The sequence below is a fragment of the Streptomyces sp. NPDC048257 genome (assembly GCF_043201855.1).
Classification (GTDB): Bacteria; Actinomycetota; Actinomycetes; order Streptomycetales; family Streptomycetaceae; genus Streptomyces.
The window spans coordinates 427,729-446,775 of record NZ_JBICZI010000001.1; the positions used below are offsets into that span (position 1 = coordinate 427,729).

20 protein-coding genes are annotated in these 19,047 nt (G+C 73.8%); 9 read left to right on the forward strand and 11 right to left on the reverse strand.

From position 1 onward, the window contains the following. Nucleotides 1–2: 2 nt before the first annotated feature. Nucleotides 3–689 (reverse strand): response regulator, encoded by a 687-nt coding sequence (locus ACGFZK_RS02125; RefSeq protein WP_393846892.1) that lies wholly within the window; start codon nucleotides 687–689, stop codon nucleotides 3–5. Beyond that, a complete protein-coding gene (locus ACGFZK_RS02130) occupies nucleotides 686–1,927 on the reverse strand; it encodes a sensor histidine kinase (RefSeq protein WP_393846893.1) in 1,242 nt (413 codons plus the stop codon). Before ACGFZK_RS02130 ends, ACGFZK_RS02125 begins: the two co-directional genes overlap by 4 nt. A gap of 130 nt (nucleotides 1,928–2,057) precedes the next feature. Between ACGFZK_RS02130 and ACGFZK_RS02135 the strand changes: the two genes are divergently transcribed. Both ACGFZK_RS02135 and ACGFZK_RS02140 read left to right on the forward strand, forming a co-directional pair. Continuing rightward, on the forward strand, nucleotides 2,058–2,954 hold the full coding sequence (locus ACGFZK_RS02135; protein ID WP_393846894.1) for an ATP-binding cassette domain-containing protein: 897 nt from the start codon (nucleotides 2,058–2,060) through the stop codon (nucleotides 2,952–2,954). Between the two features lie 9 nt (nucleotides 2,955–2,963). Beyond that, entirely contained in the window at nucleotides 2,964–3,542 is a 579-nt protein-coding gene (locus ACGFZK_RS02140; protein WP_393846895.1) for a YdeI family protein, read from the forward strand. 87 nt (nucleotides 3,543–3,629) lie between these two features. On the opposite strand, the gene ACGFZK_RS02145 is transcribed toward ACGFZK_RS02140, so the two are convergent. Next, nucleotides 3,630–4,034, reverse strand: a complete 405-nt coding sequence (locus ACGFZK_RS02145) for a DUF5997 family protein (protein ID WP_393846896.1) — start codon at nucleotides 4,032–4,034, stop codon at nucleotides 3,630–3,632. Between the two features lie 58 nt (nucleotides 4,035–4,092). On the opposite strand from ACGFZK_RS02145, the gene ACGFZK_RS02150 reads away from it, so the two are divergent. From ACGFZK_RS02150 to ACGFZK_RS02170, 5 genes are all read left to right on the forward strand, one after another. Then, a complete protein-coding gene (locus ACGFZK_RS02150; RefSeq protein WP_393846897.1) occupies nucleotides 4,093–4,905 on the forward strand; it encodes a LysR family substrate-binding domain-containing protein in 813 nt (270 codons plus the stop codon). Between the two features lie 264 nt (nucleotides 4,906–5,169). After that, nucleotides 5,170–5,682: a SpoIIE family protein phosphatase gene (locus ACGFZK_RS02155; protein WP_393846898.1), complete on the forward strand. Its 513-nt coding sequence runs from the start codon at nucleotides 5,170–5,172 to the stop codon at nucleotides 5,680–5,682. Beyond that, nucleotides 5,679–5,957 (forward strand): SpoIIE family protein phosphatase, encoded by a 279-nt coding sequence (locus ACGFZK_RS02160; RefSeq protein WP_393846899.1) that lies wholly within the window; start codon nucleotides 5,679–5,681, stop codon nucleotides 5,955–5,957. The genes ACGFZK_RS02155 and ACGFZK_RS02160 overlap by 4 nt, the downstream gene beginning before the upstream one ends. Further along, complete coding sequence (locus ACGFZK_RS02165) at nucleotides 5,954–6,088, forward strand: hypothetical protein (RefSeq protein WP_393846900.1); 135 nt, start codon at nucleotides 5,954–5,956, stop codon at nucleotides 6,086–6,088. The genes ACGFZK_RS02160 and ACGFZK_RS02165 overlap by 4 nt, the downstream gene beginning before the upstream one ends. A 79-nt stretch (nucleotides 6,089–6,167) precedes the next feature. Then, a complete protein-coding gene (locus ACGFZK_RS02170; RefSeq protein ID WP_393846901.1) occupies nucleotides 6,168–6,539 on the forward strand; it encodes a VOC family protein in 372 nt (123 codons plus the stop codon). A 16-nt stretch (nucleotides 6,540–6,555) separates the two neighbouring features. Here ACGFZK_RS02170 and ACGFZK_RS02175 read toward each other — a convergent pair whose 3' ends face one another. Beyond that, complete coding sequence (locus tag ACGFZK_RS02175) at nucleotides 6,556–8,187, reverse strand: serine/threonine-protein kinase (RefSeq protein ID WP_393846902.1); 1,632 nt, start codon at nucleotides 8,185–8,187, stop codon at nucleotides 6,556–6,558. 261 nt (nucleotides 8,188–8,448) lie between these two features. On the opposite strand from ACGFZK_RS02175, the gene ACGFZK_RS02180 reads away from it, so the two are divergent. Further along, nucleotides 8,449–9,933, forward strand: coding sequence for a cellulose binding domain-containing protein (locus ACGFZK_RS02180; protein WP_393846903.1), 1,485 nt, complete (start codon nucleotides 8,449–8,451; stop codon nucleotides 9,931–9,933). A gap of 99 nt (nucleotides 9,934–10,032) precedes the next feature. Here the strand turns inward: ACGFZK_RS02180 and ACGFZK_RS02185 are convergent, their stop codons facing one another. Continuing rightward, the gene (locus ACGFZK_RS02185) at nucleotides 10,033–10,683 is read right to left on the reverse strand and encodes a hypothetical protein (RefSeq protein WP_393846904.1); all 651 of its coding nucleotides are present in this window, start codon (nucleotides 10,681–10,683) and stop codon (nucleotides 10,033–10,035) included. A 615-nt stretch (nucleotides 10,684–11,298) separates the two neighbouring features. Here ACGFZK_RS02185 and ACGFZK_RS02190 point away from each other — a divergent pair. Beyond that, nucleotides 11,299–12,042 carry a carbonic anhydrase gene (locus tag ACGFZK_RS02190; protein ID WP_393846905.1) on the forward strand — a complete coding sequence of 248 codons (744 nt, stop codon included), beginning with the start codon at nucleotides 11,299–11,301 and terminating at the stop codon, nucleotides 12,040–12,042. Between the two features lie 67 nt (nucleotides 12,043–12,109). On the opposite strand, the gene ACGFZK_RS02195 is transcribed toward ACGFZK_RS02190, so the two are convergent. The 6 genes from ACGFZK_RS02195 to ACGFZK_RS02220 form a co-directional block, all read right to left on the reverse strand. Beyond that, entirely contained in the window at nucleotides 12,110–12,349 is a 240-nt protein-coding gene (locus ACGFZK_RS02195) for a chaplin (RefSeq protein WP_393846906.1), read from the reverse strand. Nucleotides 12,350–12,548: 199 nt separating this feature from the next. After that, nucleotides 12,549–13,565, reverse strand: coding sequence for a hydroxyacid dehydrogenase (locus ACGFZK_RS02200; RefSeq protein WP_393846907.1), 1,017 nt, complete (start codon nucleotides 13,563–13,565; stop codon nucleotides 12,549–12,551). Nucleotides 13,566–13,786: 221 nt separating this feature from the next. Continuing rightward, nucleotides 13,787–14,248, reverse strand: coding sequence for a hypothetical protein (locus ACGFZK_RS02205; RefSeq protein ID WP_393846908.1), 462 nt, complete (start codon nucleotides 14,246–14,248; stop codon nucleotides 13,787–13,789). 150 nt (nucleotides 14,249–14,398) lie between these two features. Next, complete coding sequence (locus ACGFZK_RS02210) at nucleotides 14,399–14,596, reverse strand: hypothetical protein (protein WP_189744317.1); 198 nt, start codon at nucleotides 14,594–14,596, stop codon at nucleotides 14,399–14,401. A gap of 177 nt (nucleotides 14,597–14,773) precedes the next feature. Then, nucleotides 14,774–17,467: a LuxR C-terminal-related transcriptional regulator gene (locus tag ACGFZK_RS02215; RefSeq protein ID WP_393846909.1), complete on the reverse strand. Its 2,694-nt coding sequence runs from the start codon at nucleotides 17,465–17,467 to the stop codon at nucleotides 14,774–14,776. A 118-nt stretch (nucleotides 17,468–17,585) separates the two neighbouring features. Further along, nucleotides 17,586–19,004, reverse strand: a complete 1,419-nt coding sequence (locus ACGFZK_RS02220) for a S1 RNA-binding domain-containing protein (protein ID WP_393846910.1) — start codon at nucleotides 19,002–19,004, stop codon at nucleotides 17,586–17,588. Between the last annotated feature and the right edge of the window lie 43 nt (nucleotides 19,005–19,047).

Sequence of the window (19,047 nt, forward strand, 5' to 3'; positions counted from 1 at the left end):
TCCTAGCGGGGTGGTGAGACCAGCCCCATCTCGTAGGCCGTGATGACGAGTTGGACGCGGTCCCGGGCGCCGAGCTTGGTGAACAGACGCGACACGTGCGATTTGGCCGTGGCCGCCGAGATGAACAGCTCCTCGGCTATCTCGCCGTTCGACCTGCCCCGCCCCACCAGGGTCAGCACCTCCCGCTCGCGCTCGGTGATCCCCACGACCGGCCGCGGGGCCCGCTCCCGGGGCTCCGCGGGCCCGGGCGCCCGGACGAAGTCCGCGATCAGCCTGCGGGTGACGCCCGGCGCGATCAGGGCGTCGCCCGCGGCGATCACCCGGATCGCCGCGAGGATCTCCTCGACGGCCATGTCCTTCACGGCGAATCCGCTCGCACCGGCGCGCAGCGCCCCGTAGACGTGGTCGTCCTCGTCGAAGGTGGTCAGCACGAGCACCTTGACGGCCTCCGTCCCCGCGGTGATCCGCCGGGTGGCCTCGATCCCGTCCATGCCCGGCATCCGGATGTCCATCACCACCACGTCGGGGTGGAGCTCGGCGGCGAGGCGGACGGCGTCGCCGCCCGTTCCGGCCTCACCGACGACCTCCAGGTCGCAGGTGTCGGCCATCAGGACTCGCAGGCCGGACCTGACCAGCGGCTGGTCGTCCACCAGCAGGACGCGGACGGCCCGCGCGGGGGCGACGGTCATCGGAGCCCGTCCACGGCCGTCGCGGTGACCGGCAGCGGCAGCGCCGCCTCGACGCGGAAGCCGCCGCCGGCGCGGGGACCGGCGCTGAAGCGGCCGTGCAGCAGACCGACCCGCTCGCGCATCCCCGTGATGCCGAATCCCGTACTCTCCATGCCGTCGGGCGCGCCGCGCCCCTCGTCGACGACCTCCACGGTCAGCTCCTCTTCCCCGTAGCCGATGGTGACCCGGCAGTGCCCGGTGCCGGCGTGGCGCACCACGTTGGTCAGTGCCTCCTGCACGATGCGGTACGCCGACAGGTCTATCTCGGGCGGCAGTTGGCCGCGCCGCCCCTCCCACCGTACGTCGACCCGCACGCCGGCGCCGGCCGTGGTGGCCACCAGCCCGTCGAGGTCCGCCAGTCCGGGGGCGGGTCCGAGCGGTGCCTGCCCCCGGGGGCCGTCCGGCTGCGCCTGGCGCAGCGCGACCAGCGTGCGGCGAAGACCCGCCAGGGTCTCGCGGCTGGTGGACTCGATGGCGCGCAGGGCGGCGCGGGCCTCCGCGGGCTGCGTGTCGATGACCCGGCTGCCGACACCGGCCTGGATGGCGATCACGCCGATGCTGTGCGCGACCATGTCGTGCAACTCGCGGGCGATGCGCAGCCGTTCGGCGGTGACGGCCTCGGACACCTCCTTCGTGCGCAGTTCGGCCGTGTGCTCCCGGCGCTCGCGGAAACGCAGGCCGGTCATGTAGACGGCGCCCAGGGACAGGAACGCGATCAGGCTGGTGCTCATCAGGTCGTAGGGGCCGACCGACAGCAGCCCGACGGCGGGGAGTTCCACGACGAACACCATGACGAGGGCGATGACCGCGTCCCGCCGGGGGCGGGTGGCGACGATGAGACCGAGGACGAGGTCCGAGGCGAGGAAGACGAGGAACCGGCCCGGGCTGTGATCGCGGCTGGCTCCCGCGACGACCATGCCGCCGAGGAGGGTCAGGGTCAGCGCTGCCAGGGGCCGGCGCCGGAGCAGCGGGACGAGCGGGGTCACGGCCAGAAGCAGCACGGCACCGAGGAGCGGTCCGGCCGCGTACGGGACACCGCCGATCAGCAGGCCCAGGACAAGGGCGTAGAGGCCCGCGCCTCCCCAGGCGGCGAGGGCCGTCCCCGGCCGTGATGTCGATGTCGAACTCCGGGCGGTCTTCGCGTTCTTGGCACCGTCCTCGCCGGGACGGCTGGTCGTGCTCTTCGGTGGCTTGTCCATGGCCTGACCGTAGCCAGCCGTCCGGGGGCCGGGCATCGGCCCCCGGGCTTACACCCCCGGGCCATGGTGCCGCCGCGGTTTCCGCCGACGGCCCGATGTCCGTGAGCCGGCGCCCGGGCAGGGTGGCCCTGTGATCGAGGTCAAGGAACTCACCAAGACGCACGGCGACAGGACCGCCCTGGACGGGCTCTCCCTCACGGCCCCGCCCGGCGCCGTCACCGCGTTCCTCGGCGCCGCCGGGGCCGGCAAGACCAGCGCGCTCCGCCTGATCCTGGGGCTGGACTCCCCCACCGCGGGCACGGTTGCCGTGTGTGGGGTCCCGCTGCGCGGCCGCCTGCGCAGCCCCCACCAGGTCGGGGCGCTGCCCGAGCCGGCCGCACTGCGCGGCCGGCGCACGGCCGGAGCACTGCTGGGGGCGCTGGCCCGCGCCCAGGGCATCGGGGCCGACCGGGTGGCCGAGGTGCTGGCGGAGACGGGCCTGTCGCAGGAACCGCGGCGGCGCGTGGGGACGTACACCCCCGCGATGCGGCAGCGGCTGCGCATCGCGGTGGCGCTGCTCGGGGATCCGCTCGTGCTGGTCCTCGACGAGCCGCTGGCCGGGCTGGACGCCGAGGGTGTGCGGTGGGCCCGTCGGCTGCTGCGCGCTCTGGCCGCCCAGGGCCGTACGGTCGCGATCACCGGTGACGGTGCGGCCGAGATGACGGAGACGGCCGACCGGATCGTCGTCCTCGACCGGGGCCGGACGGTGCTCGCGCAGTCCGCGGCCGAGTTCGCCGCCCGGAGCGCCGCGGCCCGGGTCGTGGTGGGCACCGCGCACCGCGCCGAACTGGCCGCGGTGCTGACGGGCGAGGGCGCGAAGGTGGTCCGGGCCCGTCTGTCGGGGCCCGGCCGGCTCGCGGTGACCGGGATGACGGCGGAACGCGTCGGCGCCCTCGCCACCGAGCACGGGATCGTGATCCTCGAACTCGACACACGCAGGCCTTCGTTGGAGGAGGTGCTCGGCGAACTCTGCGCCGACGGGCGATAGCCTGGGCGGATGGAGGAACTGGGCGGGGTGGAGATCGTCTGTTTCGCGGACGGCGCGGCGTTCGAGAGCTGGCTCGCAGAGCACCACGCACGCCACGAGGGCGTGTGGATCAAGCTGGCCAGGAAGAAGTCCGGGATCGCGTCGGTCACCGATGACGAGCTGGTCGACATCGGCCTGTGCTACGGCTGGATCTCCGGGCAGCGGCGCGCCGTCGACGAGCGGTACTACCTGCAGAAGTACGTGCCGCGCCGGCCCAAGAGCCTGTGGTCGCAGGTGAACGTGGACAAGGTCGCGGAGCTGATGGCGGCGGGGCGGATGCGTGAGCCGGGGCTCGCCGAGGTGCGCAGGGCGCAGGCGGACGGGCGGTGGACGCACGCCTACGAGTCGCAGCGGACGGCGACGGTTCCGCCCGACCTCGCGGCGGCGTTCGAGACGGATCCGCAGGCCCGCAAGGCGTTCGAGGCGCTCGACCGGACCGGGCGCTACCAGGTGATCCTGCCGCTGCTCCAGGCACTCACGCCAAAGACCAGGCGGACCCGGCTCGACCGGGCGGTGCGGCTGCTGAGGGGCGACGGGACGGCGGGGTGATTCCCCCGGGCCCCGAAGCCCGGGGAAAGGCGTCAGGCCCGGCCTCCTCAGGAGGAAGCCAGGCCTGGCGGACGGCGGAGCCGCAGGTCAGGAGTTCTGGTCGCGCGTCTTCTCGGCCCGCTCCGCGTTCTTCTCCTTGATGCGGACGGTCTCCTTGCGGACCTCGGCCTGGGTGGCGCGCTCGCGCTGCAGCCACTCGGGGGCTTCCTGCTTCAGTGCTTCGATCTGCTCCGTGGTGAGGGGCTCGGTGACCCCGCCGCGGGCGAGGCCGGCGATGGACACGCCGAGCTTGGACGCGACCACCGGCCGGGGGTGCGGACCGTTGGCGCGCAGATCCTGCAGCCACTGGGGCGGGTCGGCCTGGAGCGCACTCAATTCGCTGCGCGAGACGACACCCTCCTGGAACTCTGCGGGGGTGGCCTCGAGGTACACGCCCAGCTTCTTCGCCGCGGTCGCGGGCTTCATCGTCTGGGTGTTCTGGTGCGACGTCATGGTGTCAAGAGTATCGAGCGTGTGCGCTACCTCCGACCACGACCGGTAACCTTGCGGGGTGACAGGCTCGGAAGTACCCCATTCGTTCCGGCTCGCTTATGTCCCCGGGGTGACACCCAGCAAGTGGGTGCGTATCTGGAACGAGCGGCTGCCCGACGTCCCGCTGACCCTGGTCTCGGTGTCCCCGACGGAGGCGTTCGGCGTACTGCGGGCGGGCGGCGCCGACGCCGGATTCGTCCGGCTGCCGGTCGACCGTGACGATCTCAGCGCGATCCCCCTCTACACCGAGACCACGGTGGTCGTGGTCCCCAAGGACCACCTGGTGGCGGCGGCGGAAGAGGTGTCCACCGAGGATCTCGCCGACGAGATCGTGTTCCACCCCCTCGACGACACCCTGGAGTGGGAGCAGCTGCCGGGCAAGCCCGCGATCGAGCGCCCCGAGACGACGGCGGATGCGATCGAGCTGGTGGCGGCCGGGATCGGCGTACTCGTCGTCCCGCAGTCGCTCGCCCGTCTGCACCACCGCAAGGACCTGACCTACCGGCCCGTCTCGGACGCGCCCGCCTCGCGGGTCGCTCTGTCGTGGCCGCAGGACGAGACCACCGATCTGGTGGAGGAGTTCATCGGGATCGTTCGCGGCCGGACCGTGAACAGCACGCGGGGCCGCGCGCCGACGCCGCCGCAGCCCAAGGCGAAGCGCAAGCGCCCGGAGACGGGCGGGGGCGCGGGCGGCGCGCAGCGGAAGTCGGGGGCCGGTAAGCCGGGGACCGGCAAGTCGGCGTCCGGCAAGCCGGCGGGCAAGAACCCCCGCGGTGGTTCCGGTGGCGCCAAGGGCGGCAAGGGCGGCGGCAAGCCGCGCCGTCGCCCGTAGGCCCTCTCCCGTACCGGCCGGGTCTGCGGCGGCCTGGCTTCGGGGGTCCGGATCGCCTGCGGTGTATGCAGGAGGGATGGATCTCCGGCCCTCGCACCGACGTCGTCACCACCGGTTCCCGAAGGTGAGCCACGTGCAGCTGGCGGTCCCGTTCGCGATGATCGCCCTCGTGACGGCGGTCGACCTGCCGGCTCCCCCGGCGCCCACCTCGGCCCGTTCCTCGTCGCCGCACCGGCCGTGACCGCGTCGTCCGCGGGGCCGCGGATGACGGGCTTCGTGGGGCTGGTCGCGGTACTGGCCCAGGTGGCGATCGCCGTGGCAGGCACCGGCCTGACCGATCTGAACCACACCTTCCAGATCATCGCGCTCGTGATGATCTCGGCGTTCGTGACCTTATTCGCCCACCTCCGCGAGGTGCACGAGAGGGAGGTGATCCAGTTGCGTTCGGTTGCGGAGACCGCCCAGGAAGTGGTCCAGCGGCCGCTGCGCGACCGGATCGGTCCGCTGCATGTCGCCTCCGTGTACCTGGCCGCCGCGGCCGAGGCCCAGATCGGCGGCGAGCTGTACGCCGCCGCCCGTACGGCCTCGGGCACCCGGCTGACCATCGGCGATGTCCGGGGCAAGGGGCTGGAGGCGGTCGGGGACGCCGCGCTGGTGCTCGGCGCATTCCGGGCCTCCGCCCACCAGGAGGCCGGGCTGCCGGGCCTGGTGGACTCCCTGGAGGCGGCGGTCTCCGCGGACCTGGACGGCGCCGGGACCCGGGCGAGAGCTTCGTGACCGCGGCCGTCCTGGAGATCCCCGACGCCGAGCCGGTACTGCACCTCGTCAGCTGTGGCCATCCGTCGCCGCTGCTCCTGCCGCGCGCGGGCGGAGCCGTCCAGCCGGAGGTGGACCGGCCGGCGCCGCCGCTGGGGCTCGCCGGGCTGGTGACCTCGGCCGTCACGGCGCAGACCTTCGCGTTCGCCGAGGGTGACGTCCTGCTCCTCTGCACGGCGGCGTGCCGGAGGCCCGCGACGGGGCGGGCACCTTCTGCCCGCCGGCGCAGCGGGTGACCGCGTGGTCGGGCCTGTCCCCGCAGGCGCTGCTGGACCGTCTGTGCGAGGACCTGCTCGCGCACGCGGCCGGCAACACCCTGGACGACGACGCGGCGATGGCGGCGATCGGACGGCCCGCGCAGCCGTAGTGCGTGTCGTCTGAACACCTCCTACGGGATGTCGCCCGAAGTGCCCGCGGGTCCGGCCCGGGTTTGTCAGAATTGGATCATGCTGACCCTGGGAACGATCGTCATGGGCGCCGCGGACGTGCGGCGGGCCGCGGAATTCTGGAGCCGGGCGCTGGGGTACGTCCCCCGCGACGGGCAGGTGGAGGACGGCTGGACCGTCCTGGTCCCGGCCGACGGCGGTGGGCCGGGCCTGGCGCTCGGCCACAGCGTCACGCCCGCACAGGAACGCCCGCGCGTCCACCTCGACCTGTACGCGGCCGACGCGGCGGAGCAGGAGGCGGAGGTGGCTCGGCTGGTGTCGCTGGGTGCCCGGCACGTCGACTGGGACTCCTACCCGCAGGACCCCGACTTCGTGGTGCTGGCCGATCCCGAAGGCAACCGCTTCTGCGTCATCGACGCCACTCACGGCTGAGAGCGCCGGCCGGAGCTCAGAGGGTCAGCGTGCGCCAGCCCTGCGTGATCTGCTCGCGGACGGCGCCCGCGTCCGGAAGCCGCGGATCCGGCCCCTGGGGGGCCGCCAGCAGCTTCACCAGGGCCGCGCCGTCCGCCGGGCGCCGCGCGGGATCGGCGGTCAGGGCCCGCCCGACGGCGGCCGCGAGGGCCGGGTCGAGTGCCCGTACGGCCTCCAGCGCGGTGGGCTCGGGCCCGGTGTCCACGATCCGGCGGATCACCGCACCCGTGCTGGTCGCCGTGAACGGACTGGTGCCGTGGGCCGCGCACACCACGCAGCAGGCCCACGCCCAGACGTCGGCGGCCGTCCCGACGCGTTCGTCACCGAACTGCTCCGGGGCCATGTAGGTCAGGGTGCCCGGTCCGCCGCCGGCGCGGGTGAGCCGGGTGCCGTCCACGAGCGCCGCGATGCCGAAGTCGAGCAGGCGCGGTCCGGCAGTGGTCAGCATGATGTTGGCGGGCTTGAGGTCCCGGTGGACGAGGCCGAGCTTGTGCACGCCCGAGAGGGCGACGGCGAGGGCGAGGGCCAGGGCCCGCAGCGCCTCGGCGGAACGGATCGGGCCCTGCTCCCTCAGATGGACGTCGAGCGGCCGCCCGTCGAGCAACTCCATGGCCAGGTAGGGCCGTCCGGCGTCCACCCCGGCGTCGAGCACCCGTGCGGTGTAGGCGCCGGAGACCATGGACAGCACGGCCACTTCGCGCTCGAAGCGCAGCAACAACTCGGCGTGGTCGAGGAGTTCGGGGTGGATGGTCTTCAGGGCGACTTGGGTCGCCGACCCCTCGCGCCGGGCGAGGTACACCGTTCCCATCCCGCCGGCTCCGACCCGGCCGAGCAGCTGGTATCCGGCGATCGTGCGCGGCTCGTTCGGGTTCAGCTCCTGGCAGGCGATCTGCGGGGCGCCACCGGTCCCCCGATCGGCCTGGGTCGGCAGGTACGCGACCGGCTGCGCGGGCGGGAACGCCGGCGCGGGCGGAACCAGCGGAGTGAGCGGCGTGACCACGGGAGGCGTGACCGGGGGCGGGACGGCTGCGGGGGAACCGCCCCCGGTCCGGGCCCGCGCGCTGGTGACGAGGGCGACGGCCTGGAACACGAGGGCGGCCAGGAGCAGCCCGGTGGGGGCGAACACGCCGATCAGCACCCGCAGGGCGAACAGGGCGGTCAGCCGCCGGCGGACCGGCGCGGGCGCACCGGCGGTCAGCAGGTTGCGCTGCGTCAGGAACCAGAGCAGGAGCCAGAGCGCCAGCGCGATGAGCGCCCCGCCGACGAAGAAGGCCCGCGCGAGCGCCAGGGACAGATGGAACTCGATGGCCAGGGGGATGGCCGGCCCCCAGGCGATCGGATCCGCCAGCAGGTCGAGGCCGGGGACGGACCAGCGCAGCATCAGCAGCAGTGTCACCAGGACGGCGGCTCCGCCGAGCTGCACCGCCGACTCGCCGGCGGATACGGCCCTCCTCGGCGCCACCCGCCCCTCCCGGGCCGCCGACACCCGCTCGCGCACGGCCTGCTGGGCACCCCGCAGCACGGGCAGCGACAGCAGCCGCACCGCCAGCGCCGGACCGGCGACGGCCAGGACGCCCAGACTCAGCGACGTGTCCACGAACTCCGCCATGCGTCCCCCGAAATGTTCCCTGTGCGTCCTGTGCAGCCCGGGTGTCCTGCCGTCCGAGCAGGTGGAGTATAGGTCCGCCGCGGATCCCGCGGGGCCGCTCCGCCCACCCCCGCCCCGGCTGCCGTAGCCCCTCCTTACCGCCACCTTAAGCGGAACCTAAGACTCATCGAGGGCGCACCGAAACGAACGAATGTCCGTTTCGGTGCGGCTAGCGTGCTGCCGGATCCCCCAACTCCCCAGTAACACAGAGGCAGGCACGCGATGGGCAGCACAGTCGGGCACCGGCGCAGGACGCGCCGTACGGCGAAGGTCACGGGCGCGATCGTGGCGGCGGCGGTGATCGGTGGAGCGGCCTTCGCCTTCACCGGGACCGCGCAGGCGACCTCCGTCGGAGCCGTGTACACGAAGTCCAGCTCCTGGAGCGGCGGTTACACCGGCCAGTACGTGATCACCAACAGCACCGGCCGGGCGCAGTCGGACTGGACCCTCCAGTTCGACCTGCCGGCGGGCACGAAGATCGACTCGCTGTGGAACGGCACCCACACCGTCTCCGGTCGCCGCGTCACCGTGAAGCCCGCTGCCTGGAACGGGCAGTTGGCCGCCGGGGCCTCGGTCACCGTCGGCTTCGTCGCGAGCGGGACCGGCGCCCTCGGCGACCCCACCGGCTGTCTGATCAACGGGGTGAAGTGCTCGGTGGACCAGGGCGCCACGGCCCAGCCGAGCGGGCGCCCCACCGCCCGCCCCACGGTCACGGCGAGCCCGGCTCCCACCGCGTCCGCCACTTCTGCCGCGCCGACCGCGACGAAGCCGCCCTCCCCCACGGTGACCGTCCCCACCCCCGCCCCCGGGGGCGGGGGCGCGCGCTTCGCCCCGTACGTGGACACCTCGCTGTACCCCGCGTACGACCTGCTCGACACCGCGACGAAGACCGGTGTGAAGGAGTTCCACCTCGCCTTCATCACCTCCGGCGGCGGCTGCGCCCCGCTGTGGGGCGGCGTCTCGGACCTCGCGAGCGACAAGGTGGCCGCGCAGATCGGTGCGCTGCGCGCCAAGGGCGGCGACGTACGGGTGTCGTTCGGCGGGGCCGCCGGTCACGAACTGGCCCTGAACTGCGCCACCGTGGACGAGCTGACCGCCGCCTACGGGAAGGTCGTCGACCAGTACCGGCTCACCAAGGTCGACTTCGACATCGAGGGCGCGGCCCTGCCCGACACCGCGGCCAACGCGCGCCGCGCGCAGGCCATCGCCCGGCTGCAGAAGTCCCACCCGGGCCTGGACGTCGCCTTCACCCTGCCCGTGATGCCCGAGGGCCTGACCCAGCCGGGGGTGGCACTGCTGGCCGATGCCAAGAAGAACGGTGTGCGCGTCGACGCGGTCAACATCATGGCGATGGACTACGGGCCGGCGTACAGCGGGGACATGGGGCAGTACGCCATCCAGGCCGCGACGGCCACGCAGGCGCAGATCAAGGGCGTGCTCGGGCTCTCCGACGCGGCGGCGTGGAAGGCCGTGGCCGTCACGCCGATGATCGGCGTGAACGATGTCACGAGCGAGATCTTCACGGTGGCGGACGCGACGCAGCTCGTGGAGTTCGCGGCGTCGAAGGGGATCGGCCGACTGGCGATGTGGTCCTCCACGCGTGACAAGCAGTGCGCGGCCGGGGCCGTCAACCACGCCGACGCGACGTGCAGTTCGATCCTCCAGCAGCCGCTGGCCTTCACGAAGGCGTTCGCCGCGCTCAAGTAGCCGCGCGATTGCGGACCCCCGGGCTCCCGGACTCCAGAACGCCAGAACGACCGACGGGCCCGCCGCACATGAGGTGCGGCGGGCCGTCGTCCCGTGGCGCTACGCGAGGACGCCCGCGCGGGTGGCGAAGTCGAGCGCCACGTCGAGGCGCGGGGCCGGGCGACCCCCGGTGTGGGCCACCGCCAGCAGCGCCGCCACGGCGGCCGCGTCGGCCTTGCGTTCGCGCGCCAGCGCCGCGAACCGGGCGACGGCGGCGGTCAGGCTCCGCTCCAGCGCCCGCGGCGCGTCGAACGAGGAGACCGTGAGCCCGAGGAACTCCTCCTCGTCCGCGCCGACCCAGGCCGCGGCCCCCTCCAGCCCGTCCTCCCGCACCTCGTCCGGGTACGCGATCCGGTGCCAAGCGCCGTCCTCCCACCAGTACACGAAGCCGAAGAGGTTGCCGGCGGCGTCGTCCCGCAGGAGGTCCCAGGGCAGCCAGTCGGGGCCGCCCGCGAGGAAGTCGATCTGCTCGCCGCCGACATGGGTGTGGCTGCCGTCCGGGTCCTGGCCGCAGAACACCGCGTGTCCCCCGTCCAGTACGGTCAGCCGCCACCAGCCGCACGCGCCGGTGGAGTGGCACCACAGGCCGTCGTCGTCGAGCGCGAACTCCGTGCGGGACGAGCACGCGGTGTCGACCATGGCCATGGTCACCGCCCTGGCCCACAGCAGTTCGGGGTGTTCGAGGTCTTCGGGCCGGCTCGGCGTGTTCATCGTGGTGTCTCCTCCCGGGTGCCGGGCCCAGCCTCGCACGCGGGCCCGGGTCAGCCGAAATGCCGATGGCCGTACGGGTTCGGCGGCTGGGAAGCTGGTGCACGGCCCGTCGGCCCGCCTCCCACCACTCCCCCTCCCTGGCAGGAGCCGACCATGCTCGTCCTCGACCCCTCCCCCACGGACACCGCGCTGGCCCAGCGCGCCGCCCGGCGTTTCCTGCGGGCGAGGATCCGTGGGCCGACGTGAACGACGTACTGCTGCTGGTCAGCGAGCTGCTGGGCCATGCCGTACGCCACACCGAGGGCGCCTGGCTGCTGCGGATGACCTGCCGGCAGAAAGCCCTGGCGGCCCACCGGGGCCGGCTCCGCAGGTACTACCGGCTGACCGAGGCCGGCGAGACGGAGCTCGGCGCGGAGGCGCTACGGATGGCCGCCGGCGCACGGGCCGCGACCCGGGCGCTCGCCGCCCGGCGGACCTCCCGCGACGCCCTTGCTGCCCGGCCCGAGCCCGCATGCCGAGAAGATCCCACCCTCATCCGGCCTGCCCGCGAGCGGATCCCGCCATGGCGACTGCACGACCAACTCCCGTATGGGAAGGGCGGGTTACCGTTCGGCCATGCTTTCGAACATACGAACCATCCCTGCTGCGCGCAGTCGCCGCGCCGTGCTGCGCACCGCCGTCGCCGGCACGGCGGCGGCCGCCGGAGCGGGTCTGACCCTCGGTGCGGCCTTTCCCGCCCTCGCCGGCTCGCCGGATCCGGAGGGCGCCGAGCGCGTGACCACCCCCGCGCAGGCCCTGCGCCGGCTGGCGGCCGGAAACCAGCGGTGGCGGACCCGGAACCAGGAGCACCCGGACGAGTCCGCGTCCCTGCGCCGGCGGCTCGTCCAGGGACAGCAGCCCTTCGCGATCGTGCTGGGCTGCGTCGATTCGCGGGTGCCGCCGGAGCTGGTGTTCGATCAGGGGCTGGGTGATCTGCTGACCGTGCGGTCGGCGGGCGAGGTGCTGGACGAGGCGGTTCTGGGGAGCATCGCGTACGGGGTTCTGGAGCTGCACATACCGCTGGTGCTCGTCCTGGCCCATCAGTCCTGCGGGGCGGTCACCGCGGCAGTTCACGCCGACGAGACGGGCGAGCCGCTCCCCGCTCACATCCAGTACCTGGCCGATCAGATACGGCCGTCCATCGATCACAGTCAGCAGGGTGACGCCCGCGTCGACGCGACGATCAACGCCCATGTGCGCACCGTACGCCGCCGGCTGGCGGGCGAGCCCGACCTCGCCAGGAAAGTAGCGACGGGCGAACTGGCCGTGCACGCCGCCCGCTACGAACTGCGCGACCAGCACGTACGCACACTGTCGTGACGGCGGTGACGCCTGCGGGCTCATCCCGGTCGAGCCTCCGACCGGGATGAGCCGCGGTTCACGACCCTCAGACGTTGATGCAGGTGTTGCCGGCGGCCGGGTTGAGCGCGCCGATCACGTTGATGCTGTTTCCGCACACGTTGATCGGAACGTGGACGGGGATCTGGATCACGTTGCCCGAAAGCACACCGGGCGAGCCGGCCGCGATGCCCTCCGCGGTGGCGTCCGCGGACGCCGAGGACGCACCGCCGATGACCGCCAGGCCCAGGACCAGAGCAAGACCCGCACTCTTCAGAACACGCGACACGTGACATCTCCTTGTAACCGCACAGCGATGCCGGAGCACCGCACGGCCCCGAGCGGGGCCGTCGCCCTTTCCTTCGGCAGCTGACTGCCTCCCGGCCTGGGTCGGACCGCCCGGTTCCCTCGAAGAGGTGGCGGCGCGACTCCGTTCGGCTTACCGACGACGCCGCGCAATCCGAACAGACGCCCGGGGACGAGGCCGTTCAGGCGGTCCGCTCGAGGTCCTCGCGCCGCACCGGATGGGCGAACGGCAGGCCGGCGGCGTAGCGGGCGATCTCCTCGACCGCGGATTCGGCCATGCGGTGGAGTTCGTTGCCCAGGGACCCCGCGATGTGCGGGGTGAGCAGTACGTTCGGCAGGTCGTACAGCGGCGAGCCGGCGGGCAGGACCTCCGGCTCGGTGACGTCGATGACGGCGTGCAGCCGGCCGGAGGCCAACTCGTCCGTGACCGCGGCGGTGTCGACGAGGGAGCCGCGGGCCGTGTTGATCAGCGTGGCGCCGTCGCGCATCAGCGCCAGCCGGCGGCGGTCGATCATCGACCGCGTCTGCGGCAGCTCCGGGGCGTGCAGGCTGACGACGTCGCAGACCCGGCAGAGCTCGTCGAGCCCGACGGCGCGGACGCCGAGCCGCTCGGCCTCGACGGCGCTCACGTACGGGTCGTACAGGACGAGTTCGAGAGCGTACGGGCGCAGGAGCTCGATCACCCGGCGGCCGATCCTGGAGGCGCCGACGATGCCGACGGTGCGGCGGTGGTTCCCCGCGTGGCCGTAGCGCAGCTGCCAGTCGTGGTGGCGGCCCCGGACGCTGCGGTACTCCTCGCGCAGCTGCATGACGCGTTTGTTGGACAGCAGGACCATGGCCACGGTGTACTCGGCCACCGGTACGGAGTTGGCCGCCGCCGCGGAGGAGACGACGATGCCGCGGTCCCAACAGGCCTCGGTGACAAGCTGCTTGACGGAGCCGGCCGCGTGCACGACGGCCCGCAGGCGCGGCGCGGCCGCGAGCATCCGGGCGTCGACGGCGGGCGCGCCCCAGCAGGTGAGCAGGACCTCGGTCTCCGCCAGCGCCGCCGCCACACCGGGCCCGCCGAAGTCGTCGACGACCAACTCCGTTTCGAACAAGGCCACTTCGTGCAGTCGACGGGCAGTGGCCTCGTCCAGCAAGCGGGGCCGCAGCCCGGGGTCCATGGCGAGCAGCGTGCGCGGGCGCCGAAGGGCCATCGGGGTGCTCCTCCTCGCGGCCCTGCGGCGGTGCGAGGCCGCGCCGACCCTACGAAGCGCCATCCCGGCCGTCAAGACTCACCGCCGTCCCGCTGTCCCGCCGCCGCCCGAGCAGATGTCCTTGCTCCCGCTTCAGTCCGGCGAAGCCGGCCTCCGGCTCTCGGGCGCACAGACGGCGGCGCCCGGCCCGTCACCGGGTCGGGCGCCGCCGGCAGCCCGCGTCACTCGGTGGAGTGCGTCCAACTCGTGCACAGGGCCCAGATGATGAACACGTCGATCGCGATGATGATGATCGACCACCAGGGCTGGTAGGGCAGCCACATGAAGTTGAGGATCACGCTGATGGCGGCGAACGCGATGCCCGCGCCCCTGGCCAGGTTCGAGCCCGCGAACAGACCCACTCCGGTCAGGACGACGAGCACTCCGACGATGAGATGGATCCATCCCCACGCCGTCAGGTCGAATTCGAAGACGTAGCTTCCGATGCGCGCGTAGACGTCGTCGTTGGCGATGGCCGCGATGCCCTGGAACACCGCGAGGCACCCGGTCACCAGGAGGAGGACCGCTGCGAACATCGTGCCCACGTTCCCCGCGCCCTGACTGTCGTCGCCCGGGAACAGCGGCGTGTTGCCCGGCGCAGGGCCGGTGTTCCAGTTTCCCCCGGTCGGTGTCGGCTGGCCCATGGAATTCACCTCACAGTTGGCGGTACAGCGCAGGACCGTCCTGCTCCGGATCGTCGGTCACAGGCTTCGGCGCCCACATTGCAGTGTCGTCCGGCGGACCGGGTCCCGTGATCACCCGAAGCGGGTGGTCTTCGGGTCCCGGCTCCCGCGTCATGCGGGCAGCCGGCGCATTTCGAGAACCCGCAGGCCCAGGGACTGGAAGCGCGTGAGGAGCCCGTACAGGTGGGCCTCGTCCGCCACGCTGCCGAACAGGAGCGTCTGCTCCGGGACGGGAATCCGGTCCAGCTCGGGAAAGCTCGCGGCGAGAGTGTCCGGCACGACCCCCGAGATGCGGAATTCGTAGCGCATGGGAGCACTCACTCCTCTCGGAAGTACGGCGTCGGGTGCCGGGGCCGGGGCGGGTGCCCGGCCCGCTCCCGGCCTCCACCCGCCATCGTCGACCCCCGGCGGGCCCTCGGCATCGCCCGCTACGGGCGAAGGACGCACACGACGCACACGACGCACCCACGGCCGGCCGCGCGCGGCTCAGAGCATCCCGAGGTCCTGCGCCCGGTGAACGGCCTCGCTCCGCCGGCTGACGCAAAGCTTGCGGTAGATGCTCTTCAGGTGGGTCTTGACCGTGTTGGCCGAGACGTACAGCTCGGCCGCGATCTCCTCGGTGGACAGCAGCTCCGCGGCCTTGCGCAGCACATCGGTCTCCCGCGCGCTCAGCGGCTCCACCACCGGTGCCTGCCCGCCGGCCTGCGGCGCACGGGCCGTACGGACCGGGGTGCGGGGGGTCAGCCACCCGTGCATCCGTGCCAGTCGCGGGTCCCGGTTCAGGGTCCGGCGCACCCAGGGGCCACTCTCGGCGAACATCCGGCGCAGTTCCTCGGGGCGGGCCAGTGCCAGCGCCTCACCCAGCCGCCGGTGCGCCTCCTCGGGGTCCCCGCCCGCCGCGGCGATCTGCGCGCGCAGGAGGCACGCGTGCGCCCGTACCGGCGTCGCGACGCCGTCGTCGTCCGGTACGCCTGCCAGCGCCTGCGACGCGCACGCTCCGCGGCCGGCCGCCAGGAGGGCGCGGGCGCGGGCCACCGCATGCTCCGGACGTTCGCCGTCCCGGGCATCCGGGGCGTCCGAGGCGGCGTCCAGAGACTCCGGGGCCTCCAGGGCCTCCAGGGCCGCTGCGGAGTCGCCGCGTGCGAGGTGTACGGCCGACTCGGCCACGGCCAGCGCGTCCACCGCCCACGCGGACAGCCGTACCGGAGCCACCGCGCGCAGGACCGCGAGCGCGGTGTCCCCGTCGCCCTCGGCCGCCGCGATCCGGGCGCCGATGACGGCGGCCCGGGCGGCGGTCGCGGGATCCGGGCGGGAGCCCGCCTCCGTGGTCGCCAGGTCGAGGTGGTGGCGCGCGGTCACCAGGTCGTCCTGCTCGACGGCCACGCCCGCCAGGACGAGGTGGTCGACACCGACCCGGCGCCCGGGCGGAAGGGCGGACTGTTCCGCGACGGCGAGCGAGGCGCGGGCGTGCTCGGCCGCCTGCCGCAAGCGGCCGCGCAGCAGTGCGGCCAGGGCCAGTGAGCCGAGCGCGTCGCAGAGCGGGTGCTCCGTGCCGGGCGCTCCGCACGCGGCGACGGCCGCCGAGAGGGTGGTCTCGGCCCGCTCCAGGTGTCCGGCGCCGAGTTCCGCGGCGCCGAGATGCGCCAGCAGGAGGGCGCGGAGCTCGGGGTGCTCGGCGAGCAGGGGCGGCGGCAGCTCCTGAATCAGCCGGTCGGCGTCGGCGGCCGACCGTTCGGTGGCCGCCAGGTCGCCGGCCGGGCGGCCGGCGAGGACGCCGAGGAAGGCACGTCCGAGCCGCACGGCCGGGCCGTGGTCGCCGGTCAGCAAGGCGTCCGCCCGCCGCAGCGCGGCCTCGCACCCGGGAAGGTCCTGTTCGGCCAGTCGGCAGGCCGCGCCGACCAGTGCGGGAGCCGGCCCCGCCACCTCTGCTGCCGTGCCGGCCGGCCCGGCCGGCATCGCGGCGAACGCCCGGCCCAGCTGATCCGCCTCCAGGCCCGTCAGGACGCGGCCGATCGCCAGGTTGTCGACCAGCTGCACCGCGGCGAACTCCCAGTCCCCGGCGGCCGCGCCCTGGAGCACCGCCTCCGTGAGCCGCCCGGTCCGGGCCAGCCAGCGTGCGGCCCGCCCGTGCAACCGGGGCTCGAGACCGGGACGGCGTTGCCGCAGGTGCGCCCGTAGGACCTCGGCGAACAGCGGGTGCAGCCGGTACCAGGCCGAGGCCTCGATCTGCTCGAGGAACGCGTTGTCGCGGGCCAGCCCGGCCAGGGTCCGCGCGCCGTCGTCCCGGCCGGTCAGCGCGTCCGCCAGGTCCGGGTGGACACGGTCCGTGACGCAGACCCGCAGCAGCAGGTCCTGGGTGGGCGGCGGCTGGGCGTCGAGCACCTCGGTGAGGAGGTAGTCGGCGATCGTCGTGCGGTCGGCCGCGAACTGGCGGAGGAACTCCTCCGGGTCGTCGCTGCGCTGCATCGCCAGGGCGCACAGGCGCACCCCTGCCGCCCATCCCTCGGTGCGTTCCATCAGCAGCCGGATCCCGGCCGGGCAGATGGCCAGCCCGTGCTCGCCCAGCAGCGCCTCGGCGTCCTCGGGGGTGAACCTGAGGTCGGCGTGCCGGATCTCCGTGATCTCGCCGGCCGCCCGGTAGCGGTGCAGCCGGAGCAGGGAGTCCGACCGGCTGGTGAGCACGATGCGCAGGCCGCCGGCCGCATGCCGGAGTACGAAGTCCAGTCCCTCGGTCGTCGCGGGCGGCTGGGCGGTGTCGAACTGGTCGAGCACGAGCACGGCGGGCTGCGGGGAGGCGGCCAGCCCGTCCGCCAGGCGCACCAGGAACGACCGGGTCACCCCTTCGGCGCGGGTCGGCCTGCCCACCCCGGCGGGCAGCGCCACCCCGCCCCGGTGGAGGGCTTCCAGGACGTACGCCCAGAAGGCCCCGGGGGCGTCGTCGGGGGCGACGGTGAGCCACAGGGGACGCGGGCGCCGCGGCGCGCCTGCGTCGGCCGCCCAGTGGGCGGTGAGCACGGTCTTGCCCGACCCGGCGGGCCCGTTGATGAGGGTGAGCGGCCCCTGCGCCCCCACTGTGAGCCGCCCCAGCAGCTCGGGCCGGTGGACCAGCAGCTTCGGCACGGCGGGAGGGGCGAACCGGGCCGTGAGCATGGGGTCACCGGTCGGTGCCCGGTGGTCCATGGACGTCACCGGGGCTCACGCGGGGATACGGACTGTGATCGGCCCACGCCCTCCACTGAACCGGTGATCACCGGTGATCACCAGTCGTGTCACCCGGTCCGGGGGACCCGCGGACCGCTCAGGCGTCCAGGGACAGGCTGATGCGGCGGCGTTCCAGGTCCATGTCGAGCAGGGAGGCCCGTACGCCGTCGCCGGTCTCGAAGGTTCGGCCGGACGCCTCCGTTCGGTGGGCCATGCCCTCGACGCCCGGGGCGAGGCGCACGAACACGCCGAACGGGACGAGCTTGGTGACGGTGCCGGACAGGGTGTCGCCGGCCCGGTGGGTGACGGCGAAGGACCGCCAGGGGTCCGGGTGCAGGGCTTTCAGGGACAGGCTCACCCGCTCCCGCTCCAAGTCGACGTGGAGGACCTCGGCGCGGATCCGCCGGCCGATCGGGGCGACCTCGGCCACGTCGTCGAAGTACTCCCAGGACATCTCGGGGACCCGCAGGAAGCCGAGGCCGCGCCCCCGCTCGTGGTCCACGTCCGGACCCGGGTCCAGGTCCACGTGGACGCCGACGTCGTCCAGGCCGGTCGTGACGGTGCCGGTCACCACGTCCCCGCTGCGCAGCGAGCCCAGCAGGGTCCGCCGTTCGTCGGCCGGGGTGCGGTTGGTGCGCCAGCGGGCCCGTACGACGCCGTCGGCATCCGGCAGTACGCCGGCGAGCAGGGGGCGGCGTTCGGCCGGCGCCAAGGGGATCAGCCCGGCCCGGCGGCCCCGGCCGGGCCTGATCATCGGGTAGGCGAGACCGGCGTGGGCCATCCAGGGCTCGGCGATGCGCGTGTGGGGGATGCTCCCGTCCGCCTCCTGCTGGACCAGTAGTTCCAGTCGTTCCGAGCGGAGCACGGCGGCGCGGACCGCCTCGATGTCGTCGGTCAGGTCCGGCCACACCGCCAGCCGGGCCCGCGGGGTCAGCCGCGACCGTACGAGGGTGATCCCGTCGGCGGCGGTCAGCCGGTGCCAGCGGTGTGCTCCCCCGACGTACCGCTCCTCGATCAGTACCCCGCCGCGCCGCGCGGCCAGGCGGGCGACCTCGGTCCAGAAGGCAGCGTCGGCGGGCGGCTGGAGGTCGGTGTCGTCGAGGGCGGGGTCGAGCGGGGAGCGGTCGACCGCTTCGACGGTCAGCCCGGACCGGCGAGCGTGCGCCGCGGCCCCTTCGTACGGCCGCGCACCGCCGACGTAGACGTCGTGCCGTTCGCCGACGTGGAGGAAGAACCCGTCCTCGGCGTGCAGCCGGCACCAGGGGCCCTCGCGCAGCAACATGGCGCGCAGCAGGGCGAGTCCGGTGTCGAGCGGCACGTGCGCGCCGTCGTGGTAGCCGGGCGGGCCGGGGACCGTCGGGGCCTGTCGGTCGGAGAAGGAGAAGAACCCCTGCTCCATCGGATTGTCGATCGTCAGCCGGTCGACGCCGGCCTCGAGGGCGAAGCGGCGCGCAGCGGCGACGCAGGTCCCGGCTTCGGCCGCGGCCGGGGTGAGGCGGTACACCGAGGGCGCCATGTCAGCGCCCCCGGCGGCTCGAAGTCACCCGGAGGGGCGGTCG